The organism is Rhizobium sp. NXC14 (assembly GCF_002117485.1).
In the GTDB taxonomy this organism is placed as follows: domain Bacteria; phylum Pseudomonadota; class Alphaproteobacteria; order Rhizobiales; family Rhizobiaceae; genus Rhizobium.
On the sequence record NZ_CP021032.1, the window covers coordinates 614,277 to 640,333 of the forward strand.

Annotated in this window: 28 protein-coding genes and 1 riboswitch; of the genes, 12 read left to right on the forward strand and 16 right to left on the reverse strand. The window is 61.1% G+C overall.

All coding sequences use genetic code 11. The annotated features are described in order from the left end of the window. Positions 1-22 precede the first annotated feature (22 nt). The 7 genes from NXC14_RS27220 to NXC14_RS27250 all read left to right on the forward strand — a co-directional run bounded on the left by NXC14_RS27220 (position 23) and on the right by NXC14_RS27250 (position 7,053). A complete protein-coding gene (locus NXC14_RS27220; RefSeq protein ID WP_085781107.1) occupies positions 23-1,165 on the forward strand; it encodes a response regulator/pilus assembly protein in 1,143 nt (380 codons plus the stop codon). Continuing rightward, positions 1,162-1,725, forward strand: a complete 564-nt coding sequence (locus NXC14_RS27225) for a L,D-transpeptidase (protein ID WP_085781108.1) — start codon at positions 1,162-1,164, stop codon at positions 1,723-1,725. The genes NXC14_RS27220 and NXC14_RS27225 overlap by 4 nt, the downstream gene beginning before the upstream one ends. A 16-nt stretch (positions 1,726-1,741) precedes the next feature. Continuing rightward, on the forward strand, positions 1,742-3,190 hold the full coding sequence (locus NXC14_RS27230; protein WP_085781109.1) for a CpaF family protein: 1,449 nt from the start codon (positions 1,742-1,744) through the stop codon (positions 3,188-3,190). Next, positions 3,187-4,140, forward strand: coding sequence for a type II secretion system F family protein (locus tag NXC14_RS27235; protein ID WP_085781110.1), 954 nt, complete (start codon positions 3,187-3,189; stop codon positions 4,138-4,140). The genes NXC14_RS27230 and NXC14_RS27235 overlap by 4 nt, the downstream gene beginning before the upstream one ends. 7 nt (positions 4,141-4,147) lie before the next feature. Next, complete coding sequence (locus NXC14_RS27240; protein ID WP_085781111.1) at positions 4,148-5,089, forward strand: type II secretion system F family protein; 942 nt, start codon at positions 4,148-4,150, stop codon at positions 5,087-5,089. A gap of 15 nt (positions 5,090-5,104) precedes the next feature. Further along, entirely contained in the window at positions 5,105-6,406 is a 1,302-nt protein-coding gene (locus tag NXC14_RS27245; RefSeq protein WP_085781112.1) for an AAA family ATPase, read from the forward strand. Between the two features lie 77 nt (positions 6,407-6,483). After that, positions 6,484-7,053 carry a hypothetical protein gene (locus tag NXC14_RS27250; protein WP_085781113.1) on the forward strand — a complete coding sequence of 190 codons (570 nt, stop codon included), beginning with the start codon at positions 6,484-6,486 and terminating at the stop codon, positions 7,051-7,053. Between the two features lie 117 nt (positions 7,054-7,170). On the opposite strand, the gene NXC14_RS27255 is transcribed toward NXC14_RS27250, so the two are convergent. From NXC14_RS27255 to NXC14_RS27265, 3 genes are all read right to left on the reverse strand, one after another. Continuing rightward, positions 7,171-7,692 carry a tetratricopeptide repeat protein gene (locus tag NXC14_RS27255; RefSeq protein WP_085781114.1) on the reverse strand — a complete coding sequence of 174 codons (522 nt, stop codon included), beginning with the start codon at positions 7,690-7,692 and terminating at the stop codon, positions 7,171-7,173. 361 nt (positions 7,693-8,053) lie between these two features. Next, positions 8,054-8,491 carry a DUF1810 domain-containing protein gene (locus NXC14_RS27260; RefSeq protein ID WP_085781115.1) on the reverse strand — a complete coding sequence of 146 codons (438 nt, stop codon included), beginning with the start codon at positions 8,489-8,491 and terminating at the stop codon, positions 8,054-8,056. Between the two features lie 111 nt (positions 8,492-8,602). After that, on the reverse strand, positions 8,603-8,878 hold the full coding sequence (locus tag NXC14_RS27265) for a hypothetical protein (protein WP_198175577.1): 276 nt from the start codon (positions 8,876-8,878) through the stop codon (positions 8,603-8,605). Positions 8,879-9,146: 268 nt separating this feature from the next. Here NXC14_RS27265 and NXC14_RS27270 point away from each other — a divergent pair, with 268 nt between their 5' ends. Together NXC14_RS27270 and NXC14_RS27275 are read left to right on the forward strand one after the other, a co-directional pair. After that, a complete protein-coding gene (locus NXC14_RS27270; protein WP_085781117.1) occupies positions 9,147-10,517 on the forward strand; it encodes an amidase in 1,371 nt (456 codons plus the stop codon). A 65-nt stretch (positions 10,518-10,582) separates the two neighbouring features. Then, positions 10,583-11,443, forward strand: coding sequence for a TIM barrel protein (locus tag NXC14_RS27275; protein ID WP_085781118.1), 861 nt, complete (start codon positions 10,583-10,585; stop codon positions 11,441-11,443). Positions 11,444-11,461: 18 nt separating this feature from the next. On the opposite strand, the gene betC is transcribed toward NXC14_RS27275, so the two are convergent. Beyond that, positions 11,462-12,979, reverse strand: a complete 1,518-nt coding sequence (gene betC, locus NXC14_RS27280) for a choline-sulfatase (protein WP_085781119.1) — start codon at positions 12,977-12,979, stop codon at positions 11,462-11,464. A 95-nt stretch (positions 12,980-13,074) separates the two neighbouring features. On the opposite strand from betC, the gene NXC14_RS27285 reads away from it, so the two are divergent. The 3 genes from NXC14_RS27285 (at position 13,075) to NXC14_RS27295 (ending at position 15,130) form a co-directional block, all read left to right on the forward strand. Continuing rightward, entirely contained in the window at positions 13,075-13,980 is a 906-nt protein-coding gene (locus NXC14_RS27285) for a LysR family transcriptional regulator (RefSeq protein ID WP_085781120.1), read from the forward strand. Between the two features lie 91 nt (positions 13,981-14,071). Continuing rightward, entirely contained in the window at positions 14,072-14,272 is a 201-nt protein-coding gene (locus tag NXC14_RS27290) for a hypothetical protein (protein ID WP_085781121.1), read from the forward strand. Between the two features lie 63 nt (positions 14,273-14,335). Continuing rightward, entirely contained in the window at positions 14,336-15,130 is a 795-nt protein-coding gene (locus tag NXC14_RS27295; protein WP_085781122.1) for an aldolase/citrate lyase family protein, read from the forward strand. Between the two features lie 7 nt (positions 15,131-15,137). Here NXC14_RS27295 and NXC14_RS27300 read toward each other — a convergent pair whose 3' ends face one another. The 12 genes from NXC14_RS27300 to NXC14_RS27355 all read right to left on the reverse strand — a co-directional run bounded on the left by NXC14_RS27300 (position 15,138) and on the right by NXC14_RS27355 (position 26,028). After that, a complete protein-coding gene (locus NXC14_RS27300) occupies positions 15,138-15,815 on the reverse strand; it encodes a hypothetical protein (protein WP_085781123.1) in 678 nt (225 codons plus the stop codon). 69 nt (positions 15,816-15,884) lie between these two features. After that, entirely contained in the window at positions 15,885-16,784 is a 900-nt protein-coding gene (locus tag NXC14_RS27305) for an ABC transporter ATP-binding protein (protein ID WP_085781124.1), read from the reverse strand. After that, positions 16,781-17,584: an ABC transporter ATP-binding protein gene (locus NXC14_RS27310; RefSeq protein WP_085781125.1), complete on the reverse strand. Its 804-nt coding sequence runs from the start codon at positions 17,582-17,584 to the stop codon at positions 16,781-16,783. The genes NXC14_RS27305 and NXC14_RS27310 overlap by 4 nt, the downstream gene beginning before the upstream one ends. Next, entirely contained in the window at positions 17,581-18,459 is an 879-nt protein-coding gene (locus NXC14_RS27315) for an ABC transporter permease (protein ID WP_085781126.1), read from the reverse strand. The genes NXC14_RS27310 and NXC14_RS27315 overlap by 4 nt, the downstream gene beginning before the upstream one ends. Before the next feature lies 1 nt (position 18,460). Then, positions 18,461-19,438 (reverse strand): ABC transporter permease, encoded by a 978-nt coding sequence (locus NXC14_RS27320; RefSeq protein WP_085781127.1) that lies wholly within the window; start codon positions 19,436-19,438, stop codon positions 18,461-18,463. A 57-nt stretch (positions 19,439-19,495) separates the two neighbouring features. Then, the gene (locus tag NXC14_RS27325; RefSeq protein ID WP_085781128.1) at positions 19,496-21,142 is read right to left on the reverse strand and encodes an ABC transporter substrate-binding protein; all 1,647 of its coding nucleotides are present in this window, start codon (positions 21,140-21,142) and stop codon (positions 19,496-19,498) included. A gap of 42 nt (positions 21,143-21,184) precedes the next feature. After that, the gene (locus tag NXC14_RS27330; RefSeq protein ID WP_085781129.1) at positions 21,185-22,207 is read right to left on the reverse strand and encodes a glycoside hydrolase family 3 N-terminal domain-containing protein; all 1,023 of its coding nucleotides are present in this window, start codon (positions 22,205-22,207) and stop codon (positions 21,185-21,187) included. Between the two features lie 24 nt (positions 22,208-22,231). Beyond that, entirely contained in the window at positions 22,232-22,711 is a 480-nt protein-coding gene (locus NXC14_RS27335; RefSeq protein ID WP_085781130.1) for a GNAT family N-acetyltransferase, read from the reverse strand. Between the two features lie 215 nt (positions 22,712-22,926). After that, positions 22,927-23,736 carry a bifunctional hydroxymethylpyrimidine kinase/phosphomethylpyrimidine kinase gene (thiD, locus tag NXC14_RS27340; RefSeq protein ID WP_085781131.1) on the reverse strand — a complete coding sequence of 270 codons (810 nt, stop codon included), beginning with the start codon at positions 23,734-23,736 and terminating at the stop codon, positions 22,927-22,929. After that, entirely contained in the window at positions 23,733-24,368 is a 636-nt protein-coding gene (gene thiE / locus NXC14_RS27345; protein WP_085781132.1) for a thiamine phosphate synthase, read from the reverse strand. Before thiE ends, thiD begins: the two co-directional genes overlap by 4 nt. After that, entirely contained in the window at positions 24,365-25,168 is an 804-nt protein-coding gene (gene thiM / locus NXC14_RS27350) for a hydroxyethylthiazole kinase (RefSeq protein WP_085781133.1), read from the reverse strand. The genes thiE and thiM overlap by 4 nt, the downstream gene beginning before the upstream one ends. A gap of 45 nt (positions 25,169-25,213) precedes the next feature. Continuing rightward, a riboswitch (TPP riboswitch) is annotated at positions 25,214-25,310 on the reverse strand. A 133-nt stretch (positions 25,311-25,443) separates the two neighbouring features. Beyond that, positions 25,444-26,028 carry a DUF1349 domain-containing protein gene (locus NXC14_RS27355; RefSeq protein WP_085781134.1) on the reverse strand — a complete coding sequence of 195 codons (585 nt, stop codon included), beginning with the start codon at positions 26,026-26,028 and terminating at the stop codon, positions 25,444-25,446. Positions 26,029-26,057: the final 29 nt, after the last annotated feature.

Below are 26,057 nucleotides of genomic sequence, written 5' to 3' on the forward strand. Positions count from 1 at the left end.
ATTAACGCGTAGGAAAGCGAAAATGACAGCGCACATGAACATTGCCGCATCCGCCAAGATCCTGGTTCTCTCCGACGACGCGGCTGCAGCGAGCTTCATGCTCGATACGTTCGGGTCGCTTTCGCGTTATGATGTCCGCCATTTCTCGCTTAAGGCGCTCGGAGAAAAGGGGCGGCTCGATCCGACGCAGTTCGACCTGATCGTTCTCGATGTCGACAACGGGGAATTGCTGCAGCAACCTGAGCTCTTCGCGTTTCGTACCAGCTACCGGGACATTCCGCTCGTCGTCGTTTCCGAAGACCTGCCGGACGACATGATGCGGCTGCTCTTCCGCCTGAACGGCAATGACTGGCTGAAGAAGCCGCTGGAGCGCCGCGCCCTCATCGACATGATTTCAACCCATGCGCCAGGCACCGGGGCCAGCGACAGCCGGGTGCATGCCGTGGTCTCAGCCGTCGGTGGCGCGGGCGCCAGCATGATCGCTTCGTCGCTTGCGCATTCGCTGGCTCAGCCGACCAAGAACTCGACGCCGCGGGTAGACCTGTTCGATACGGATTTTTGCTCCGGGGCGCTTGGCTACTATCTCAATCTTGTGAACGACTATGACTTGAAACCGGTGATCGCCAATCCTTCCCGGGTCGATCTTGAATTCATCGATCTCGTCCGAAAGCGGCATCCGGGAGGCTTTTCACTGCTTTCCTTCAAGCAGCCGTCAGTCCTTCTGTCGCCGAAAGGCGGTGAACTCGTGCTGCGTATGCTCGACGTGGCCGCCTTCGAGAGCGACCACACGGTCGTCGACGTCCCCTATTATGACACGCCGTGGAAATACGAGGTGCTCACTTCGGTCAACAGCATCTACATCGTCACCGAAATGACGATCCCCGCGCTTTCCCAAGCCAAGGATTTGTTTACCAATCTGGCGCGGCTGCGAGGCAGTTCGGATCAGATATTCATCGTCATCAACAAATACCGCGCCAAGCTTTTCGGCCTCGGCCTGCGCCGGCAACAGACGGAGAAGATCTTCAAGGGCATCCCGACGCATGTCATTGCGGATGAATGGGATACTTTGAGCGAGGCGGTTAACCGGGGCGTGCTGCCGGCTCAGGTGAATTCCCGCGCGCGCTTCTGCGGCGCGGTCGGTAAACTTGGAGCATTGGTGCGATGAAGGCGAGTGACCGTGGCCGCATAAGGTCCTGCGTCGGCCTGCTGGTTCTGGCCGTTCTGGCCGTTGCTGGGGATGCCGCGGCAGCCGGGCTTGTGCCACGAACCCTGGGGCCGACGACAAGCACCGTGGTGACGATCGAAAAAAGCTACGCGGCTGGAACGATCGTTATCGTCAGCGCGAACCGAACGCTGGATCTCGTCATCTCTGAAGGACGTGCGATCCGTTACAAGATCGGCGTCGGACGTGACGGATTTCGCTGGAGCGGGACCGTCAAGGTTGGACGCAAGGCAGAGTGGCCCGACTGGCGCCCGCCTGCTGAGATGAAGGCGCGCGCGGCCGGACTTCCGGACTTGGTACCTGCCGGACCGCTCAATCCCTTGGGCGCTCGCGGGATCTATCTCTTCAAGGGCGGGACCGACACGCTCTACCGCATTCACGGAACGAACGAGCAGTCGACGGTCGGCGATTTCGCCTCATCGGGCTGTTTTCGCATGAGCAATGCCGACGTCATCGATCTTTATGAGAGGGTGAAAGTCGGTTCCACGGTCATTGTAAAATAGTTCAGGGGTTGGAAGCATGGCGAACGGCATCATGGGGCGTTTCTACAAGCATCAGCAGGAGCCTGAAAGCCGGGAACATCCGGAGCCGGCCGACCTGTCTCTCGTCGCAGCTCAGAACATGCCTGCCCGACCGGTCTCTGACAGCGCCACGGCGGGTGGCGAAGAGGCGTCGCTCGGGCCGGACATGGTTTCCGAGCGGGTCAATCTGCACCGTTACCTGCTCGATCGTATCAACCTCGGGATACTCGACACGCTCGACAATGAGGAGATCGCGACCGAGATCCGGCCGCTCGTCAAGGACTATATCCGGAGTAACAACTTTCCGCTGAATGCCAAGGAAATCAACGATCTGATCCGCGATATCACCGACGAGATGCTCGGGCTGGGACCGATCGAGCCGCTGCTGGCCGACGAGACGATCGCAGATATTCTCATCAACGGCTACAGCAGCGTCTATGTCGAGCGGGGCGGCAAGCTTGAAAGCACCGCCGTGCGTTTCAAGGACGAGGACCATCTCCTTCGGGTGATCAACAAGATTGTCTCGGCCGTCGGCCGCCGCGTCGACGAATCGACGCCGATGGTCGACGCCCGCCTCAAGGATGGCTCACGTGTCAACGTCGCCATCAGGCCGATCTCGGTCGATGGGCCGCTCGTTTCCATCCGCAAATTCACCCGCAAGCCGCTGACATTGGAGCGCCTCGTGCAATATGGCGCCATGGCCGATGCGATGCGCATCCTTCTCAGCGCCGCCGTCAAGGGCAAAGTGTCGATGGTCATTTCAGGCGGCACCGGTTCCGGCAAGACCACCTTGCTCAATGCTCTCTCCTCGCAGATTTCTCCAAAGGAGCGCCTGATAACCATCGAGGATGCGGCCGAACTCCAACTGCAGCAACCCCATGTCGGGCGTTTGGAAACCCGACCGCCGACGCTCGACGGACGCAACGAGATCCGTCAACGCGAACTTTTGAAAAATGCTCTTCGCATGCGTCCCGACCGCATCATCGTCGGCGAAGTCCGTGGCGACGAGACGTTCGACATGCTGCAGGCGATGAATACTGGTCACGAGGGGTCGATGACGACTATTCACGCCAACACGCCCCGCGACGCCGTCGGCCGACTCGAACAGATGGTCGGCATGGCCGGGATGCCGATGTCGCAGTTGAGCATTCGCTCACAGATCTCGTCGGCCATCACCATCATCGTGCAGGTTCAGCGCTTGAGCGACGGCAGCCGCAAAGTTGTCTCGATATCCGAGATCACCGGCATGGAGGGCGAAGTCGTGCAGATGCAGGAGATTATGAAGTTCAAGAAAATCGGCACTGACGAAGGCGGGCGGATCCATGGCGAATTCCGCGCCACCGGCATCCGGCCGCGATTCGTCGAGGAATTTGCGGAACTCGGGATCGAGGTTCCCGTGGCAATCTTTGATCCCGGTAAACCGCTCCAAACGGGACCTGTTCAATGACCCTGACTCTCGTTTACGCCGCCGTTTTCACCGCGGCCCTTGTCGCTGTTGAAGCGATTATGCGCGGCTACTTCAAGACATCCGAACGCCACCGCGCCGTGAACCATCGGTTGAGCTTGCTCGAGGTCAGCGATGATCATCGCAAGACCTATAGCGATATGCTCAAGGAGCGCGGTGTCGCCGGTGGTTGGCGGCAAACCCCCATGATGCAGCGGCTGCTGCGGTTCTACGCCCAGTCGGGAATCAAGTTCGATGCCAGGCGATTTGCTCTCTTCGCGATCGCTGGCGCACTTTTGACGTGGCTCGCAGTTCAGTTCCTCGTGCCGAGCACTCTGTTTAGAATACCCGTCTTTCTGCTGATCTGCCTGCTCATCCCCGTATTGGTCGTCTGGCGCGCCCGGGCGAGCCGCATGAAGAAATTCGAGCTGAAGCTTCCTGAAGCGCTCGATGTCGCCAATCGCAGCCTGGCCGCCGGCCACCCGCTGCCGGCGGCGATTTCTTTGGTGGCACGCGAGATGCCTGATCCGATCGGCACCGAGTTCGGCCTCCTCTCGGATGAACTCACCTACGGCGTGACGCTGGACGATGCCCTTGTGAACTTAGCCGATCGGGTCGGCGTCGAGGACCTGAATCTGCTTGCGATATCGTTGAGCGTACAGGCGGGAACCGGCGGCAATCTCGTGGAGATCTTGCAGAACCTTTCGAAAACTCTGCGAGACCGGTCGATGCTCAAGGCAAAGGTCAGGGCGATTTCGTCTGAAGGACGCATCACGGCGATCTTCATGTCGATCTATCCGTTTTTGCTCTACGCGATGATCAAGGCGTTGTCTCCGACCTACTTCGACCCCGTCTGGGACAGCGGCCACGGACCTGCCGTTGTGAGCATTCTGCTGGCCATCATGGCGATCGGGAACGTCATTCTCTACAAGATGGTCAACTTCGAGTACTGAGGCGGTCATGTCGAGCGAGTATGGAATCTACCTCATCGTCTTCTTTGCAGTGCTGATATTTTCGGCGGCAGCCTCGGAATTGTTTTTTCGACAGCGCGAAGTCTCCGTTCGGGTGTCCAAGAGCTCGGCGATGGGCGACGACTTCCATGTCGGCGATACGACGATTGCCGATCTCGGCGAGGCGGAAAACCGCCTGATCCGCCGCTATTTCGAAATTACGCGACGTGACACGAATCTGAACTCCACCCAGAACCGGCTGATTCGGGCGGGCTATTTTGCTGCCGGCGCGGTGACCACCTTCCAGGTGGTCCGCGCGGTGATTTGTATCTGCATGCTGGTCGGGGCGGTCTGGGCCCTAAACCGGATCGCGCCGAACATGCCGCAGATAGGCGCCCTGATCATTGCCATGTTTGCTGCGGGCGCGACCTTTATTCTCGTCAACATTTATATCGACCGGCGTGGCACCGCCAAGGAGAGGGAGTACCGCCGCCTCTTTCCCGATTTTATGGATATGCTGATCGTCTGCCTCGATGCAGGGATGAGCATCGAAGCGGCCGCGAACCGTGTTGCCCGGGAATTCGTGGACAAGCAGCAGGACTTCGGCCTCCATCTCTCGATCATGATGCTGGAAGTTCGGGGCGGCCGGCGACTGCGTGAGGCGCTCGCTAACCTGGCCACCCGCCTGAGAATCGACGAGGCCCGGGCCCTGTCCGTTCTGTTCCGCCAATCGGAGGAGCTCGGGACCAGCGTCACGCAGACGCTGCGGGTCTACAGCAAGGAAATGCGCGACCTGCGTATTGTGCGCGCCGAGGAAAAGGCGAACGCCTTGCCGGTCAAGATGCTGCTGCCGCTGGGCGCGTTCCTTTTTCCGGTAAGCCTCGTCATTGTGCTCGTGCCCGTTGTTATGCGTGTCATCAGTCTTCTTATCGGCATGAAACCCGGCGGTTAAGCCAAGCGAGGTCGTATGCAGTATTCGCTCGAACACAATCGTGACGCCATCATTTCCCTCGATCCGCGTATGCCAACGGCACCGGGAAGCATAGAGCAAGCGGGATTGGACCAGTCGTTCCTGCTTCGGCTGGCCGCAAAATGTGCGGCCGAGCAGGATACGACCACGGCCTCTCATCTCGCTGAACGCATGAAATTGCCGAAAGTGATCGTCAATATCCTGATCAAGGAACTGGTGAAACTCGCATACCTCGAGGCTCGCGGCCTGGCGGGTGAGGATGTCAGATCCGATGTCCGATATGCGCTCTCAATGAAGGGGTTCGAATATGCCCACGCGGCGTCGCGCCAATGCCAATATGTCGGGCCGGCGCCGGTGTCGCTCGACGCGTTCTGCCGGCAAATAGGTTTGCAGTCCATCCATCACGAGCGCGTGACCCCAGACCGGCTGACCGACAGCCTTGAGGGGCTGGTGCTCTCGCATACCCTGGTCGAAAAACTCGGCCCGGCCATCAACTCCGGTCGCTCTATCCTGCTTTACGGACCGCCCGGCAACGGGAAGACCAGCATCGCCGAGCGGACGTCGCAGCTGTTTCGCCAAACGATCTGGGTGCCATATGCCATCGAGGTCGGCGGCCATGTCATCAGTTTCTATGACGAGGCCGTGCATCACCCCGTATCGGAGGCTGGCACGGACTCCCATTCGAAAGCGGATCAACGATGGATCGAATGCCGCCGTCCGGTGATCAAGACGGGCGGGGAATTGACCCTCGATCAGCTCGATCTCACCTTCAACGCCGGGCCAAATGTCTATGAAGCACCCATACACTTGAAAGCGTCCGGCGGCGTGTTCATCATCGACGACTTCGGGCGTCAGCAAGTGGCGCCACAGGCGCTCATCAATCGCTGGATTGTGCCGCTCGAGCGCGGATATGACTTTCTGACGCTGCACACCGGCAAGAAGTTCAAGGTTCCCTTTGACGAGCTGGTCGTATTTTCGACGAATATCGCACCGAAGGACCTCTCCGACGAGGCGGGCTTGCGGCGCCTCAAATACAAGATTTTTGTCAACACTCCGTCGCGCGACGAATATCTCAGAATTTTCAAATCCTACGCCAGCGGCACTGGATTGGTTGTCGCTGACCCAGAGCTGAACTTGTTCTACGATCGCAAGTACAACGGTGATGTGCTAGCGTCTTGCTACCATCCGAAATATCTTCTCGATTTCGTCAGTTCCTACTGCGAGTTTAATGGCTTAGCGCGAATCGCGTCGCTTGATATGCTCGAACGCGCGTGGGAAGGTGTATTTACGTCGGAATGATTGCGTGCTTGGCGCTGATCACGGCCTGTTCCTGGACAATGCCAACGCAGATTTGATCACTTACGGGGAGTAAGCGAATGACCGGCATCCCGAATATCGACGTCGAAGTCGACGGCGCAAAACCAAGCCATATGCGAAAACCAGAGCCGAGAGTTTCAAGAAACCCGCTGCTCGTCGGTTTGATCCTCATGCTCCTGCCTGTGAATGCCGGCGTTCTCATTTATACGGCCAAGAACTCGGCCGATGTTCGCGAGAGCCGCGAGACCATCGCTGCGCTTAAAAGGTCCATCGATGGCCTGAGAGGACAAATGGAAAAGCAGTCGCGCAACATCGCCGAGAATGCCAAGGCCGACGAAGTCGACCTGATCCGCCAGGAGATGGATAGCCTGCAAAAGTCCATTCTGTCGATCAACGAAGGAATGCGCAACGACATGAGCGGTGCACGCATGGGTTCAGCTTTGGTCCTCAGTGCACCCGGCAAGGAACCGGCACAGTTTTTCGCACCCCGTGGCGTATCAGCGGAAACGCAAACTGCAGATAGCACCCTTGCGTCGATCGAAGCCAGCGGCATTTCCGTCAGTAACCTGCCGCGTTACGAACGCACACTCTCGCCGGAAGGCAAACTCATTCTTCGGAAGGCTCGGTAAACACCGACTCGCCGAAATATCCAAAGTAATCGGTGGACGCCGCCAGGGGCGCCGTGCCGCTCCTCATATCTAGGGCGTTCTCATCTCGACGCAGATTGCCGATCGCTGAAGGATCGATTACCGCTGAGCATACTTCACGCTGTTCTTCATCAGTTCGAGATTACGGGCAGTGACTTCGTTTCCGGGATCAAGCTCATAGGCTTTCAGGAAATAGCGCCGGGCGGTACGCAGGTCACCGCGTAACAGGTGAGAATAGCCGATATTGTTGTAGTAGACCGGGGTGTTGCCGATCATCCGCGAGAGTTGCTGATAAGCGCGGTCGGAGGTATCGAAGCGGGCAACCATATCGGCGGAGGCCGCCAAGCCTAACCAGGCGGCCGGGTCTTCCGGAAAAACGTCAACCGCTCGCTTGTAGATGGCGTAGGATTTTCCGTAATTCTTTTCCTGAAACTGCAGTTTGCCGTTGGTTATCAGCTCGTCGTTCTTATAGAAGGCGACGGCCGAGTCATCCTGGAGAGTTTTTGCGCTGTCGCCGTAAGCAGCCAGACCATCAACGCCGGATGACTGGCAACCAGCCAAAATCGCTCCGGTCGCCAGCAAAAAGGCAATGCATTTAGTCCCAGCACTGATCTGCAGCATTGGCAATTTGATCCCCATCAGACATTCTTACCCAAGACTCGGATGCGTTCACCGGCATCATCGTGAAAAAAAGCTAACAACTCAAGAATTTAAGCAGATACTCACAAAAAAGGCGACAGAGGCGGTCTTCGCTGGCTTGCGCCTTGGGCAATAAACGCCAACTACTCGGGGTAGGCAACATGTGCGCCCCAAAATCTCGGCCTGATAGAAAAACTTGGCGGCGCATGTCGCTCCGCTTAGAGCAATTCCAGGAAAAGTGTGAAACGGTTTTCCCGGGCAAAGCGCGAAGCGCCTTTGCCTGGAATTGCGTAAAAACAAAAACTTGGAGCGGTGCTGCGCTTCCGTGAAAAGCTGAACCGCTCTAGTCCTTGGCGCTGAGGATCTCGATCGTCCGCTCGTCGAATTTTCCTTGATAAAAACGGTCGATCGCCCGGTGGAAGGGCGACCCGTGATCGCTGATCGCTGCAAACAAGGTCATCGATGAGCGCAGCTTGAGATCATCAGGCGAGCCGAGGATGTCATGGGCCGATCGGCCGTCGATCGATAAAAGAGCCTCGACGCAGCGCAGCAGCCGGCTTGAGAGCGTGGGATCGGCGAGATAGGCGGCCGCTTCCCCGGCCGAGCGTATGGCATATTTTTCCGCCATTGCAGAAGTGCCGAGCCCAGCGATCTGCGGGAAGATGAACCACATCCAATGAGACGTTTTCCGTCCGGTCTTCAGCTCGGAAAGCGCCTGCTCGTAGACGCCGTTTTGAGCATTGACGAAACGTTCGAGATTGTAATCGATCTTGCCGGCCATGGTTCTTTCCCTTTTGCTGTCAACGCAGCTTGAGCCAGAGGGGCTCCATGCCCGGCGAAGAAACTTCTCCCTGGGCGAACAACAATGTCGCCCGGGGTAGTCGGCTTGCTGTCAGCAGACCCGTTCAGCATAAGGACTGCTGTCACGGCAATGGCCGTAAGGCTGATGATGCGGCGTATCGCCAGGGGTGGCGGCAATGGCCGATGTCGTCACCGGATCCGTCACACTGGAAGAATATGCGGCAAAACCAATAAAGCTCAAGACAACCAACGCTGCGACCACCACGATGCGCTCGAAACCGGAAAGTTTCTGCGCGCTGACATGTTCCACATAGTCACGCTCGCCTGGACCGAGAGATTCGTCCTCTTTCACGTGGAGGGTCACCATGTCCTGGCGACGGCTTAAAGTTTCACAATCTGTCATTTTATTACTCCTGCAACACATGCGGCCGGTCAAAGAGTAAACTCTCACCCTCGCGTCGAACCGGCTCGGCATGCGTGCATGCATGTGTGTCTTCAATCGTGGCAATTGAAGGGGCAATTTTCAAACTCAGTGTTCAAAAATTCGTACCAATAAATGCAAAATATCGTGAAGCTCTGGCTCGCCGGAATGATCCGGGTTAGTCATTGACCGCATCTCTCATAAGGTCCACCCCATGAGCAAATCCTTCGGCGCGATGTCGGTCGCCCAGCTTTCCGCCCTCATTCAAGGCGGCGCCGCCGATCCGGTCGATGTGGCCGAGACGGTTTTCGAATCCATAGCGAACTATGCCGACAAGGCGGTCTTCACCACACTGCTCGAAGGTCGGGCGATGGAAGAGGCGCGCGCCTGCTCCAAACGTTTGCGGGAAGGGCGCTCGCTCGGTTTGTTGGACGGCATTCCGATCGCCTGGAAGGATCTTTTCGACATTGAAGGCCTGTCGACGACGGCGGGGTCAATCGTCCTGGCTTCCGACGCACCCGCCGGCCGTGATGCGGCGGTCGTCGGTCTTCTCAGGCAGGCTGGCATGGTCGCCATAGGCCGAACCAATATGAGCGAATTTGCCTTTTCCGGTCTGGGCATCAATCCGCATTACGGCACGCCGGTCAATCCGCGCGGCACCGATCTCCCGCGCGTCCCCGGCGGCTCCTCCTCTGGCGCCGGTGTTGCCGTCGCAGCCGGGTTGGTGCCTGTCGCGATGGGCACGGATACCGGCGGCTCGGTGCGCATTCCCGCTGCGTTCAACGGAATCGTCGGCTACAAGGCGACACGTGGCCGTTATACGATCGATGGAGTTTACCCGCTGGCAAAAAGCCTCGATTCGCTGGGGCCGCTCTGCCGCAGCGTCAGGGATGCCGTGTGGATCGATGCGGCGATGCGTGGCCTGACCGCGCCCGATGTCGTCGAGCGTCCGCTGCGGGGGCTGGAATTGCTCGTGCCCGAAAATATCGTTTTCGATGCGGCGGAACCAGGCGTTGTCGAGGCTTTCGAGGCAGCTTTGGAACGCCTTCAAAGCGCGGGCGCCGCTGTTTCCCGCACGGTCATTCCCGCCTTCAACGAAATTTTCGATCTTATGACAAGATACGGTCCGCTGGTGACGGCGGAGGCTTTCGCCCTTCACCGGGAGCGTTTGGCGGGACCGGACGCAGAGCGTATGGACCATCGCGTCGTCATGCGCACTCGCTTGGGAAGCAGGACGACGGCGCCCGATTACATCGCGATGCTGCAGGCGCGCAGCCGCCTGATCGCCGATACCGACCGTCTCATTGGCAATCGTCTGATCGCCTTTCCCACGGTCGCCCATGTCGCTCCGCCGATCGCGCCGCTGGAAGAGGATGATGAACTCTTCTTCGCTGCGAATAACAAGACGCTGCGCAACACCGCGCTCGGCAATTTCCTCGACTGGTGCGGCGTTTCCATCCCCTGCGGGACGGGTGTAGCAGGCATGCCGGTCGGTTTGCTTCTTTCGGCGACCGCAAATCGCGATGAGGCGCTGCTGGGGGCGGCACTTGCCGCCGAGGCGGTGGTCCGCGGCGATTTCGTCTGAATTGGCAATTGAAGCACCGGGTTTTTATTGCCATTGATGGATGAGGAGATCCTGGAGGAACGCACGTGCAGGTTTTGCAGAACGGACGCTTGGCGGTTTCGACCTGGTCGTTGCATCGGCTGCTCGGCGCCGTTTATGGCTATAGCCCCGATCCCGATAAAAGTGCGGCGCCCAAAGAGCCCTACGGCCCCGGCGGTGCGGCGCTGATCGACATGCCGGCGGCGCTCGCTGCGCGTGGTATCCACCGGCTGGAAGTCTGCTCCTTCCATCTGCCGAGCCTTGATGCCGCTTATCTAACTGAACTCAGCGACGCGATGGCGGCCTCGAACGTGCTGTTCCAGACCCTGCTGATCGAGGACGGCGATCCAAGCCATCCCGAAACGGCCGAACGCGATGTCAGATGGATGGTAGAATGGATCGATATCGCGGCGGCGCTCGGGGCGCAAAGGATGCGCGTCATTGCCGGCAAGCAGAAGCCGACGGAGGAAAACCTTGCTCGCGCTGCCCGCCATCTGAACTGGTTGGCCGACAAGGCCAAAGGCAGTGGGGTGCGCGTCGTTGTCGAGAACTGGTTCAACCTGCTGCCGTCGCCGGTGGAGATGAACTGGCTGCTGGAGCGGCTGGACGGCAATGTCGGCCTTAACGGCGACCTCGGCAATTGGTCGGCACCCGCCAAGTACGAAGGTCTTGCCGATATCATGCGCCGGGCGGAAATCTGCCACGCCAAGGCCGATTACGGCCCTGCAGGTCTCGATGCTGACGATTACCGCAAGTGCCTGGAGATGTGCGAGAAGGCGGGTTACGCCGGGCCTTTCACGCTCATCTATGACTCGCCGTTCTTCGCCGATGAATGGGACGGGATCCTGCTTCAAAAACAATTCATCGAGGATTTTCTGCGCGAGGCGCCAGAGCGCAGGACGGCTTAAAGTCCAAGGACTTCGCGCTTATTCCTGACGCGGGAACCTTTGGCTCTCCTCCAGCACATTCAGATCCATGTGATTGCGCATGTAGCGCTCCGAGGCTTTCTGCAGCGGCTGGTAGTCCCAGGGATAGTAGGCGCCGTTGCGCAACGCTGCATAGACCACCCAGCGTCGCGCCTGGCTTTCGCGCACGGCTGCGTCGAAATCGCCAAGGTTCCAGCGCTGCCCGGCCTGTTCGACAAGCCGCGCCAAAGTGTCGGCATGCGCCGGGTCGGCTGCCAGATTGTCGAGTTCTTGCGGGTCGGCCTCGAGGTCGAACAGCATCGGCGGGTCCTTCTCGCAGAGCGACAGCTTGTATCGCCCATCCCTCAGGCAGACGAGCGGCGCTTCGGAACCTTCAGCGGCATATTCGATCGGCACGAGGCCGCGGCTGCCGGTGCCCTGGGCAAGCGGGGCGAGATCCCAGCCCTCGGTCCACGGCTTCAGCGAGGCGATGTCGATGCCGATGAGGCCGGCGAGCGTCGGCGTCACGTCGAGGGTGGAAACCGGCTGGTCGATGCGCTTCGGCGCCCAGCCGGGCGCTGCGATCATCAATGGAACACGTGCCGATCCTTCGAAGAAGTTCATCTTGAACCAGAGGCCGCGATCGCCGAGCATGTCGCCATGGTCGGACACGAAGAGGATGATCGTGTTGTCGTCGGCCATGCGGCTGCGTTCGAGCACGTCGAGGATTTCGCCGATCTTTTCATCGACATAGGAGATATTGGCGAAGTAGCCGCGTCTTGCCCGCCTGATCTGTTCGCGGCTGATGTCGAAAGCATCATGGTCGCAGGCTTTCATCAGGCGCTGCGAGTGCGGGTCCTGTCGATCATAGGCGATCGGCGCGACCGCAGGGTCGAGAGCCGGGCAATCCTCATAGAGATCCCAAAATTTGCGGCGCGCGACATAGGGGTCGTGCGGATGGGTGAAGCTGACGGTCAGGCACCAGGGGCGCTCGTCATGGCCACGGGAGAGATCGTAGAGTTTTCGCGTAGCGTGATAGGCGACCTCGTCGTCATATTCCATCTGGTTGGTGATTTCGGCCACACCGGCGCCGGTGACCGAGCCGAGATTGTGGTACCACCAGTCGATGCGCTCGCCGGGCTTGGTGTAGTCGGGCGTCCAGCCGAAATCGGCGGGGTAAATGTCCGTCGTCAGGCGCTCTTCGAAACCGTGCAGCTGATCGGGGCCGACGAAATGCATCTTGCCTGACAGTGCGGTCTGGTAACCGGCGGCGCGCAGATGATGGGCATAGGTCGGAATGTCGGAGGCGAATTCGGCGGCATTGTCGTAGACGCGCGTCCGGCTCGGCAACTGTCCGGACATGAAGGACGCCCGCGCCGGCGCGCAGAGCGGGCTTGCCGTATAGGTATTGGCGAAGCGCACCGAGCGCTCGGCCAGGGATTTCAGATGCGGCGCATGAAGGAAATCGGCCGGACCATCGGGAAACAAGGTCCCATTCAACTGGTCCACCATGAGAATGAGGATATTCGGGCGCGCCATATAATTTGCCTTTTGCTATTTGAAGATTTTATTGAAGCGCCTATCATTGCGCCTGTAAAGGCAGCTTTTTTCGATAGCTGCCTAAAGGGATTTTTATGGCAGAACACCCGCCTGAGCTTGGATGGATGCGCCTTTTCGTTGAAGTCGCGCGACTGGGAAGCTTTTCGGCGGCTGCAACGCTTCTCGGGCTGACCCAGCCGGCGGTCAGCTACCAGATCCGCCGGCTGGAAGAACAGTTCGGTGTCAGCCTGCTGCGCCGCCAGCATCGTGGCGTTGAGCTGACCGCGGAAGGCGAGCGCCTTCTCGCGGTGACCGCCAAGGCAGTCGGCGACATCGATGCACTCGCCCGCAGTTTTCAGATCGAGGCGCAAAGACCGGTCGTCAGGCTCAGGACAGACTATGCCTTCTCGGCACTTTGGCTGATACCACGGATGGAGAGGTTTCGCCTTCTGCATCCAGAAACGGACATACAGATCATTGCGACGCAGAGGCTTGCGGCCGGATTCCGCGATGAAGCCGATTTCGCGGTGGTTTTCGGTACCCGTAAGGAATTTGCAGCCGTCGGTACGCTCCTGCTGCCGGAGAGGGTCGTGCCCGTCTGCACGCGCGGATTTCTCGATCGCAACGGCCCCCTCGACGATCCAAGAGAGCTCGCAAAGGCGCGTCTGATCCATCTTGACGGGCCTCTGCCATCGCCCTGGTTCGACTGGCGCAGCTACTTTGCCGAATTCTCGGTCCTGCGCGACATCAACGCCGGGCGCGGCGATATCAGCTTCAATACCTATTCCTTGGTCATCCAGGCCGCCCTCAGCGAGCAGGGCGTGGCGATCGGCTGGAAGGGCCTCGTCGATACGCTTCTTTCGGCACGCATGCTCGTCGAAGCCGGTCCACCGCTGGAGGCGCCCGACCGCGGTTACTGGCTGGTGCCGCCGCGGTCTCCAAACGTTCACAGCGAGAGGCTCAGCGCCTGGCTGGCGGATGCGGTGAAGAGAAATGATTAGCGGCGGTTGCAGTTCTGTCCAGGAGAAGCCTTGTCATCGGCGATCGCGATCGACATTGTGGGGCCGAATCGATGGCGAAGGTGGCTGAAGCATGCGAACGATCGGATATGTCATAGGTCTGCTCATGGTCTTGCTCGGCCTGATCTGGATCGGGCAGGGAAGCGGCTATTTTCCCTATCCGGCGTCCAGTTTCATGATCGCTCAAAAGATCTGGATGCTCTGGGGAGCCATTCTGGCCGCAGCGGGTATCGTGGTGATCGTCATCCTCTCGCGGCTGCGTCGCAGAGGATGAATTGCTGCTGCCGTCTGGCGGCAAATCCGGCCGCTGACGGCCTGTCGAAATGAGGAGAATGGCATGAGCGCAGCTGAAATCGACGGTTTTGCCGACCGTATCAGAAAGCACCAGGGCGGCATGATCTCCGCCTGGGTCGGCATCCCCGATGCCATGCTCGTCAACCATTTGGCGCAAGAGGCTTTCGATGCCGTCGTGCTCGATATGCAGCACGGGATGTGGGATATGCAATCGGCGGCAAACGCCGTCGCTCAGGTTCGTCTCGCCGGAAAGCCGGCCATCGCCCGCATACCCGTCGGCGATTTCGCTTCCGCCTCGCGCCTGCTCGATGCCGGCGCCTCCGGCATCATCGCGCCGATGATCAATTCGGCCGAAGATGCGCGAGCGCTGGTCAGGACCACGAAATATCCGCCCCTCGGCGAGCGAAGCTGGGGGCCGTCATTGGCGCTGAACCATACCGGCCTGTCGGCCGATGCCTATCTCAGGAGCGCCAACGAGCTCACGGTCGCCATCGCCATGGTTGAGACCCGCGCCGCGCTCGACGCTATCGACGGCATTCTTGGCGTCACCGGCATCGACGGCATTTTCGTCGGCCCTGCCGATCTTTCGATAGCTCTGTCGAACGGCGATCAGGTGGCGCCGAACGCCGCCGAGATCGACAGCGCCATGCAGCATGCCGTCGCGCGCTGCCGCGCCCACGGCAAATTCGCCTGCGCCTATGCCGGCGATGGCGAGCGGGCCGGGGAACTGCTGAAGTACGGATTCGATCTGGTCATCGCCGGTGCGGAGACCGTGCAACTGCGCGCCGGCGCTCGCCGGGCGATCAACGCTGCGCGCAGAATCGCTTCCGGCGGCTGAGCTCGTCTCAGCGAGCCGGTTTGGCCGCCAGCCAGATCACGTGGCGGGCGCCGCGCTTGCGGTTGGCGCGGGTATTGACCACGTCGACGGAGAAGCCGCTGTCCTTGAGACGGCGTGTGAAATCGGGATCAGGGCCGGACGACCAGACGGCGAGCACGCCGCCGGGGCGAAGCGCGTCGCGGGTGGCGCGAAGGGCGGCGAAATCGTAGAGCCGATCATTGGATTTGCGGGTCAACCCGTCCGGGCCGTTGTCGACATCGAGCAGGATCGCGTCATAGGCAGCCTTGCCTGCATGGATCGCCTCGCCGACATCGCCCTGGTGAAGGTGGACGCGCGGGTCGTCTAGACAGCCCTTGAAGACTTCGGCCATTGGTCCGCGCGCCCAGGCGACGACAGCGGGCACCAGTTCGGCGACGGTGACGCCGGCATCCTCGGGCAGCACTGCGAGAGCGGCGCGCAGGGTAAAGCCCATGCCAAGCCCGCCGATCAAGATCCTCGGTTTCTGATGCGTCCTGATCCGTTCCCAGGAAAGGGTCGCCAGCGCTTCTTCCGAGCCGCTGAGGCGGCTGTTCATCAGTTCGTTGGCGCCGAGCATGATCGAGAATTCGCTGCCGCGCCGCTTCAGCCTGAGTTCGCCGTCTTCGCCGGGAATGGTCGCGGAATCGAGCTGGATCCAGGGCAGCATGATGGTTTCGCCTCACATGAAAGGGACCGTCCCTAGCATAGCGCAAAGAGCGAGGCCAGCGAGCCGATCTTAGACCATCCGGATGAAGTGACCCTGCTCCACTTCGACGATATCATCCCGTGGCGCGGCAGAACGGCGGCGGATATCCTCGACTTCATCGGGCCTCAGCCGGGCTTTCGGGTCTTCGAAGCGGACATCGGGATCGGGCACGGCCGAGAGCAGCAGTCTTGTGTAGGGATGCAGCGGATTGTCGATCACTCGGGCGGTGCTGCCCCATTCGACGATCTGGCCGGCATACATGACGGCGATATCCTCGGCGACATAGCGGGCGGTGGCGATGTCATGGGTGATGTAGAGCAGGCCGAGATTCATATCCTGCTTCATTTCGTTCAACAGGTTGAGCACCCCCAGGCGCACCGAGACGTCGAGCATCGAGGTCGGCTCGTCCGCAACGATCACCTCCGGCTTGACGGCAAGGGCGCGGGCGATATTGACGCGCTGGCGCTGACCGCCGGAGAGTTCGTGCGGATATTTCGGCGCGACGAGATCGGGATCGAGCCTGACGCGCTGTAGCAGTCTGCGGACCGTGATGTCGATCTCAGCTCCGTTGATCTCCGGCCGGTGCAGCTTCAATGGCCGCCTCAGATGATGGGCGATGGTATGCGCCGGGTTGAGCGAAGCAAAAGGGTCCTGGAATATCATCTGTACCGAGCGGCGATAGCGAGCGATCTCATCTGCTCTCGCCCCTTCCACCGGGCGGCCTTTAAAGAGGATCTGCCCCGATGTCGGCTGATATTCGCGCATCGCCATCCGGGCGCAGGTGGTCTTGCCGCTGCCGGATTCGCCGACGAGCGCCAGCGCCCGGCCGGCATGCAGCGAAATGGAGATCGAGCGGGCGGCATGAACGGCGGAGGCGCCGTGGCCGAAGGTCTTCGTCACCTTGTCGAGGGCAAGGATGGCATCGCTCACAGCAGCACGCCTCCATGAAGCGAGGGAAAGGAGGCCCACAGCTTTTTCGTATAGGCGTGTTTCGGCGTCCTGTAGATCGCCTTGGCGCCGTTCTGTTCGACAAGCTTGCCCGCAAGCATGATGCCGATTCGGTCGCAGAACTGCACCATCAGCCCGAGATCATGGGTGATGAACAGCACGGAGAAGCCAAAGCTGCGGCGTAGCTCGTTGATCCGCTGCAGGATTTCGCGTTGAACGACGACGTCGAGCGCCGTCGTCGGCTCGTCCATGACGACCAGCTTCGGATCGAGCGCCATGCAGATGGCAATGACGATGCGCTGGCGCATGCCGCCGGAAAACTGGTGCGGGTAGTCGCGCATTCGGTCCGGCGCGATGTCGACCAGCTTCAGCATCTCGGCGGTGCGCTCGCGGGCTTGCGCTCGGCTCATGCCCTTATGGGTATGCAGCACGTCGTAAAACTGGGCCTCGATGCGCAGCACCGGGTTCAGCGAATTCATGGCGCTCTGGAAGACCATCGCCACCTCGCGCCAGCGGAAGGCGGCAAGCGCCTGCCGGTCGAGACCGAGCACGTCTCGGCCGTCGAGCAGGATCCGGCTCTCCTTGCGGATCAGCGCCGGCGGCCTGTGCAGGCGGCTGATGGCGAAGGCGATGGTGCTCTTGCCGCAGCCGGATTCGCCGGCAAGGCCGAAAACTTCGCCGGGCGCGACATCGAAGCTGACGTCGTCGACGGCGCGAAAATCCTTCTCCTCGCCAATATAATCGATGGTGAGGTTCCTCACCGAAAGCAGCGGCTGCGTCAAAGGCGGCCCTCCCCGGAACGGATGAGCAGCGACCAGCGCTTCAGATGATTGCCGGTGCGCAAACGCGGGTTGGCGATCTCGTCGACGGCGAAGTTCAGCAGCGACATGCCGATGCCGAGGAAAGCAAGCGCGAAGCAGGGGGTAAGGATATCCCACCAGGCGCCTACCGAAAGGGCGGAGGCCTTCTGGGCATTGTAGAGCATCGTTCCCCAGGAGATCGCTTTGGGATCGCCGAGGCCCAAGAATTCAAGCGTCGCCTCGGTGATGATGGCGAAGATGACGCTGCCGATGAAATTGATGCCGACGATCGAGATCACGTTGGGGAAGATCTCGAATGTCATGATGCGCCATTGCGGCTCGCCCATCATCTCGGCCGATTTGACGAAATCCTTCTGCTTGACGGAAAGCGTCTCGGCGCGGGTGACGCGCGCGCCCCAGGCCCACGAAGTGGCGCCGAGGATGAGGGCGATGACGACGGGGCTTGCCTGACCGATGAAGGCGGCGAGCACGAGCAGCAGCGGCAGGTTGGGAACGACGAGCTCCATATTGGTGAAGAAGCTGATGACTTCGTCGGTCTTGCCGCCGCGATAACCGGAAATGATGCCGAGCGCGGTGCCGGCGAGGGTAATCAGCAGCCCGGCGCCGAAGCCGACGGCAAGAGAGGTGCGGGCGCCGTAGAGCAGCCGGGCGAAAACATCCTGGCCGATGCGGGTGGTGCCGAGCAGATGGTCGAGCGACGGCGGCTGGTGCGGCCTGCCGGTGCGGGCGGCGGGATCGTATTGCGTCAGCAGCGGCGCTGCGATCGCGACGACGACGATGAAAGCGATGATGATGAGGCCGACAAGGGCCTTGCGGTTTCGAAGCAGGCTTTTCATCTCAAGCTCCCTTCAGCCGCGGGTCGAGCAAGATATAGCTGACGTCGACGATGAAATTGGCGATCAGCATGGTCGCGGTCATGATGAGGAGCTGGCCCTGGATGACTGGATAATCGCGGGCGAGGATCGCCTGGTACAGAATATTGCCGAGGCCGGGATAGTTATAGACGACTTCGGTCACCAGCGAACCGCTGAGGATGGTGCCGATGGCGATCGCCAGGCTGGAAACGGTCGGCAGCAGGGCGTTGCGCGCCGCATACCACAGCATCACGTGCCGGTCGGAAAGGCCCTTGGCGCGTGCCATGACGATATAGTCCTCGCCGAGCAGATTGATCATGTTGTTGCGCATGGTGACGGTGAAGCCGCCGATCAGCACTGTGCAGAGCGTCACCATCGGCAGGATGCCGTGATAGGCCACACTGCCGATATAATGCAGGCTGAAGGCCGGATCGAGCGACGGGTCGGCGGCATAGCCGTTCGGAAACCAGCCGAGCGTGAAGCCGAAGATGAAGAGCACGATCAGCGAGGTGACGACGGCTGGCACCGAGGTCGCGAAGATCGCGCCGACGGAGACGATGACGTCGAACCGGCTGCCGCGCCGCCAGGCGGCGACGATGCCGAGAAAGGTGCCGAGCGCGAAGCTGACGACCGTCGCTGTTCCCATCAGGCCGACGGTCCAGACGAGAGCGTGGCCGAGCACCGAGGTGACGGGCAGCGGGAAATATTTGATCGAGCGACCGAGATCGCCGGTGAAGATGCTGCCGAGATAGGTGAGATATTGCCGCCAGAGCGGGCCGTCGACGAAGCCGAAGGTGAGCTTCAGCGCCTGCAGGCTTTCCGGCGGCAATTCGGTGCCGGCGCTTGAGAACATGATCTGCACGGGATCGCCCGGCATCAGCCGGGGCAGAAAGAAATTGATCGTCGCTGCCGCAATGAAGGCTGCAATATAGAAGACGAGGCGGCGAAGCAGGAAAGCCATGGGAACTCCGTCGTGACGAGAGCGGCGTTTCAAGACCGCTCCCGAGACCATGATGCTTTACTTCACAGGTTCCAGGGCGAGCAGGTTCAGCAGACGTGCCGGATTGGTGCGCGAGATCGACGGATTGACGAAGGGGTTTTCCTTGGTCGACCAGCCGGTGAAGCGCTTGGTGTTGTACTGATACCAGTTCGGATTGTTGAAGACTGGAATCATCGGCATGTTTTCGGCGACGATGCGCTGTGCCTTGTTCATCGCCTCCTTCTGCGTGGCAAGGTCTGCTGTCTGGGTGAATTCGGTGACGAGTTTCTCGACCTCCGGGTTGAACCAGCGCTGCGCGGTGAAGCGGGTCTTGCCCTTGTCCGAAGCGCTGAAGGCGCGCTTGTAGGGATAATAAGGTGAGGCCGAAGCCGGCAGGCTGTTGATCGCCGCATCGAACTTGCCGGCGATGAGGTTGCCGGTCCAGACGGCTTCCTCCGGTGTTTCGATCTTGGCGTCGATGCCGACCGCCTGCATGCCTTCGACGGCGATGTTGACCGTGTCGACCCAGTCCGTCCAGGAGTTCGGGACGATGATCGAGAAGGAGATCTTGCTGCCGTCGGGATTGTCACGGAAGCCGTCGCCGTCCTTGTCCTTGTAGCCCGCCTCGTCGAGCAGGGCCTTGGCGGCGTCGGCGTCATAGGTCGCGAACTTGCCGAAGTCGGCCTTGACGGACGGATCCGCCCAGCTCTTGTAGAGCTCGCCCATCAGGCCGGGGTCTTCGTTCAGCGTCGGATAGCCGTAGCCGGCGACGTCGATCATCGTCTTGCGATCGAGCGCCATGCCGATAGCACGGCGGAATTTCACATCGTTGAAGGCCTTTCTATTGTTCTCGTTCGCCGTTTCCAGATTGAACAGGAAGGCGACCATGCTGCTCGGCGAATACCAGTAATGGAAATGCGCCGGGTCCTTCGCGACATAGACGTTGTCGATATCGGGAATGAAGGAGACACCCCAGTCGAGCGTGCCGTCGGCGGTCGCCGTCAGGATCTGGTTGTTGTCGGCAAGCTGCGGGAAGCGAATGCAGTCGACCTTCAGATGCGCGTTGTCCCAGTAATTCGGGTTGCGGCACTGGTCGTAGGTCTGGCCGGTGAAGCGCGGCACCTCGGTCAACGGCCCGCTGCCGACCGGGTTCTCGTTGGCGAAGGTGACAGGATCGGCGACATCCTTCCAGACATGTTCGGGAACGATCGGCAGCTGCGAGATCTGCTCGGCAGCAAGCGAGCTCGGATTGGCGAGCGCGAAGCGCACCGTCTGGCCGTCGACGGCCTGCACGTCGGTGACGAAGGTCCAGATGCTGACGAAGTCGAGCGCCGGGAACTTTTTCAGATAATCATAGGTGAACTTGACGTCGGCTGCCGTCAGCGGTTTGCCATCAGACCATTTCAGGTTCGGGCGCAGCTTGAAGTCGATGCTCTTCAGGTCGTCGGAGAGCTTGAAGCTTTCGGCCAGGCGATAGACCGGCTTGTTGCTGTCGAAGCGATTGAAAATAACCAGCGGCTCATAGATGAAATCGAGCGTCGATTGGCGCGCCGAGGTCTGGTTGAACGGGTTGAAGTTGCGAACCCAGGTCGTGGCCGGTTCGATATTCGCCGTCAGGATCGCCTGCGCCATGGCGGATCCCGAAAGCAGCGTCAGTGCGGCGGCTGCAAATAGATATTTTTTCATGTTCCATTCCCCTTTTCTTATGCGTGAAAAATGATCTGCCGGTCAGGCGGCCGGCACGCTGGCAAACATATCTTCCACCTCGGCATGGGCGGCGCGGACGTCGATCTTGAGATTGCCGAGGCGGGCTTTGCCGGCGGCGATACGCTTCAGCGCGGCGTCCGTCAGCGGGCGGGCGGCCTTGGCGGCGGCTTCGCTTTCCCTGACGTCTCCGTGGCTGTGGAGGGCGATATCGAAGCCCGCATCGAGGACTTGGGCAACGCGTTCCGGCAAGGTGGCCGTGAGCGACTGCATGAAGATGCAGTCGGAGATCAGCACGCCCTCGTAACCCATCTCTTTGCGGATCACGTCGTGCATGACAGGCGAGACGGATGCCGGCAATTCGGCATCGTAGGTCGAGTAGACGACATGGGCGACCATGGCCCAGGGCGTATCCTTCAGTGCGACGAAAGGCTTGAAATCGGTGGCGGTGAGCGTCTCACGGCTGGCATCCACGACCGGACGCTCCTTGTGGGAGTCGAGCGTGGCGCGGCCGTGGCCGGGAATATGCTTCATGACCGGCATGTTGCCGGTCTCTAGCAGCCCGTCGACCACCTCGCGGCCGAGGGCAGCGATGAAGTCGGGATCGGGGCCGAAGGAGCGGGCGCCGATGACCGCACTCGTCGTCTCAAAGACGAGGTCGAGAACGGGCGAGCAGCCGCTGGAAAGGCCGAGTTCCGTCATCATCGCGCCCATGGCCTGGGAGGAAAGGCGCAGTGCTTTTTGGCCGAGATCGAAATCGCGGCGGGCCAGTTCGGCGAACTGGCCGAAGCTGCGGAAGAGCGGCCAGGGACCGGCGTCGAGATGCTGGACGCGGCCGCCTTCCTGGTCGGTGAAGACGGGCGCATCCTCTCGGCCGACGGCTTCGCGGAAGCGTTCGATCAGCCGCTTTGTCTGCTCCGGCTCGCGCTGATTGCGCCGGCCGACGAACAGGCCGAGCGGATTGGTCTCGCGAAACAGGGCGAATTCGTCGTCCGAAATCGCAGGGTTCGGGAGACCGACAAAAAGGGCGAGCGGGGTCGAGGACACTTCTGGAACTCCGGTATCAGCTGGTCATTTCGGCGCGCTTCGCAGCATGCCTTCGTAAATGCCCTTGTCGGGGGCAGGGATGGCGATCGCACCCGCGGTGCTGGCGTAGAAATCGACAGGCCCGGCATCGCCGATGAAGGCATAGGCATGGCCGAGCGTCTTCATCGTCTGAAGGCAGGCGGAAAACAGCGCGAGACCGATGCCCTTGCCACGCGCCTCGGGATCGACGCCGGTTGGGCCGAAGAAGCCGCGGGCCGTCGTGTCATAGCAGGCAAAGCCGAGCAGCTTGCCGCCGTCGATGGCAATCTGGCAGGCGACGGGTTGGCGGGAAAAAGCAACCGAAACCTCGCTTGCCCATTTCTCGCTGAATCGTTCGCGAACCCAGTTGACGACTAGGTGCAATTCTGGAGGAAGAGCCGGACGAATGGAGGCGCGGACATTGTCGGCCCGCTCTTTCAGGTCGGCGAGCCTGTTGGAATATAAGCTCACAAGCAGGTCTGGCACCTGTCTCTCCTCCAGGTATTCCTTTATAGCGGAATATATATCCGTTTAATGTCATAGACTTGGCTATCTAACTGGCCTTGTCAACGGGGATTTTTCAAACGGAGCGGTGCGCCCAGCTTCGGATCAGCGCCGGCTGGCGCGAATGAAAACGGCCCGGGGGAGGCCGGGCCGTTTTTCTCTCGTAATCCTGAGCCTGCGCGTTTCGGCGGGATCGGTTATTCGCCGTGCTTCCAAAGCGCATGAAAATGCTGCACCGGGCCATGTCCGGAGCCGACAGTGAGACTGCCGGCGGCGGCGACTGCATCGGCAAGGTAATCCTTCGCAATGGCGACGGCTTGCTCGGCCGATGCGCCCTTGGCAAGCTCGGCGGCCAGTGCGCTGGAGAGCGTGCAGCCAGTGCCGTGCGTATTTTTCGTCGGCACTCGCCTGGCCTCGAACCAGTGCAGGCCGTCGGCCGTGGCAAGCACGTCTGGGCTCTCGTCGCTGCCGAGATGGCCACCCTTGACCAATACGGCGGCGGGGCCAAGCGCGCGCAGCCGCTCGGCCTGCGCCGCCATCTCATCGCGATTGGTCGCGACCGGCTGGTGCAACAGGGCCGCGGCCTCGGGCAGGTTCGGGGTCAGGAGGGTTGCTAGCGGCAGCAGCCGCCGGGTCAGCACGTCGACCGCTTCGGGTGCGAGCAGGGCGACCCCACCCTTGGCGATCATCACCGGGTCGAGAACGATGGGGATTCCCCGTCGATCGGCAAGGGCTGCGGCGACAGCCTCGGCTATGCCGGCATTGGCGATCATGCCGATCTTGACGGCGTCGACTCGCACGTCGGCGAAGACGGCATCGATCTGGTCGGCGACGAATTGCGGCGGCACCAGATGCACGCCGCTGACGCCTTGGGTATTCTGCGCCGTCAGCGCCGTCAGCACCGCCATGCCGTAGACGCCGCGGGCGGAAAACGCCTTGAGATCGGCCTGGATGCCGGCGCCGCCCGAGGGGTCGGAGCCGGCGATGGAGAGAACGTTGCGGATCATGGGCGGACCTTTCGGATTTCTGCGGCGATGCGGCGGGCGGCCGCTTCGGGGTCCGACGTGCCCGCAATGGCGGAGACAACGGCTAACCCTTCGGCGCCGGCTGCAAACACTTCGGCCACATGCTCCGCCTTGAGGCCGCCGATGGCGACGGACGGCACCGGCGAGGCCGTCACCAGCCTAGCAAGCCCATCAAAGCCGATCGGCTGCTTGTGATCGGCCTTGGTCGGCGTCGCAAACACCGGTCCGACGCCGGCATAATCGACGAGACCGGGATCGACGGCAGCGGCAAGTGTCTCGGTCTCGACCGAGAGGCCGAGGATCATCCCGGGTCCGATCATCCCGCGCGCCGTGCGCGCATCCATATCCTCCTGGCCGATATGCAGGCCATCGGCGCCGATGGCGATGGCCGCCTCGACATCGTCGTTGACGATGAGCAGGGCGTCGGTTCCAACGAGCGCCTCTCTCAAGGCGCGGCCGGTCTCGATCATCCTGGCCGTGCCGGCCTGTTTGTCGCGCAGTTGCACCATCGTCGCGCCGCCGGCAACGGCAAGGCGCGCGGTCTCGACCATCCCGATCCCGACGCAGAGATCAGGATCGAGAACGAGGTAGAGCGAAAGGTCGAAGCGCTTCATGCGACCGATACCCTTGCCCTGGCATCGAGCGTTTCGGCGTCGATCGCAGCCAGCGCATCGAGGAAGCGCCAGGAAAAGGAGCCCGGGCCGGCGGCGCCGAGCGCTGCATCTTCGCCGGCGACGGCGAAGGTCGCAAGCGCGGCGACAGTCGCGCCGAAGAGATCTTCGGGCGCGGTCGCGGCAAAGGCGCCGACGAGGCAGGTGAGCGAGCAGCCGAGCGCGGTGACCTGCGGCATCAGGGCCGATCCGCCCGCAATACGGACTGCCCTTGCGCCATCGGTGACGAAATCGACAGCACCGGTGACGGCGACGATGGCCCGCTGCCTCTCCGCCAGCCGCCGTGCCGAACCCTCCGCCTGTTCGACTGGATCGCGGCTGTCGACGCCCTGAGCACGGCTCTCGCCGCCGGCAAGCGCGATGATCTCGGAGGCGTTGCCGCGGATAATCGTCGGGCGAAGCTCCAGAAGGTCGGCCAACGCGGCACGGCGGAAGCCCGTGGCGTAATGGGCCACCGGATCGAGCACCCAGGGTTTGCCCGCCGCATTGGCGGCCTTGGCAGCCCCCTGCATGCCTTCGAGCCATTGCGTCGAGAGCGTGCCGATGTTGATGGTCAAAGCATTGGCGATGCCGGCGAATTCGCCGGCTTCTTCGGCGGCATGCACCATGGCGGGCGAAGCGCCCGCGGCCAGCAGGACGTTGGCCGCGATATTCATCGCGACATAATTGGTGATGCACTGAACGAGCGGCGGCTTTTCGCGCATCGCCTTCAGCATGGCTCCCGACGTGATCTTGCTCTGCATGGTGCCCCTTTCAGGCGGGGGCGGGCGCGGGGCGCTGCTCTTACGGCGATGCCCCGAGCGACTCCCTCCGCCGGCATTATCCGGTTCAGGTTCGAAGGGTTCTTCTCAGCCCGTCTGTCGACGAACGCCCCTGTCTCTCATCACGCTCTTTTTCGCAGAGAATGGCGCGGCTGTCACTCCGAAAGTGAGTATTCCGGTATTTCGGAGCGGCTGCCCTTGGGCGTGGACATTGCTGGAGGCCTTCCCAGCGCAATCCTGACGGCATCCAATTTTGCCTAACTCAAATCATGCAGCCCCGTCGTAATCGCCGGGCTGATTGAAAACTCCGAAAATCGAACCCTCAAACCACTTCGCTCCGGCGTACAGGCTGTCGGCCCGACCTCATAGCGATCGGCAGCCGGGAAGGGTGCTAACCGCAGCAACGGCCAGCGGCTACCGTCGCGGGAGCCCTGGATGCGCACGGCGCCGTTTGCGACCGTCACACGGATGCGGAAATCCTCCAATTCCTTGAAGGGCTGCGACACCGACCAGTCTGACTTTCCGTCGGTGACGACGGTGCTGAGGAAGGCTTCTCCGTCGGTGAATTCGACGCCCGTTTTCACCCAGCGGCTCTCGTCGATGCGTACCATCAGGCCTGCCTGATCGTAGAGGGTGCGGAATTCGCCCTGGGCGCGGATCTGTGCGGTGAAGCTGTCGCCGGTGGGAAAGGCGAGGAAGTGGCCGGTGTCGCGGGTGAAGCCGTAATAGGTCTCGCGCCAGAAATCGGTCTTTTCGCCTGTCGTCATCGTCAGGCCGGTTTCGTCGGCGTGCCAGCTGCCCGGCTCGTTCAGCCATTTCCCGTCATTGAAGTCGATGCTCATTCGCTTCTCCCTTCCTTTAATCTTGCCGC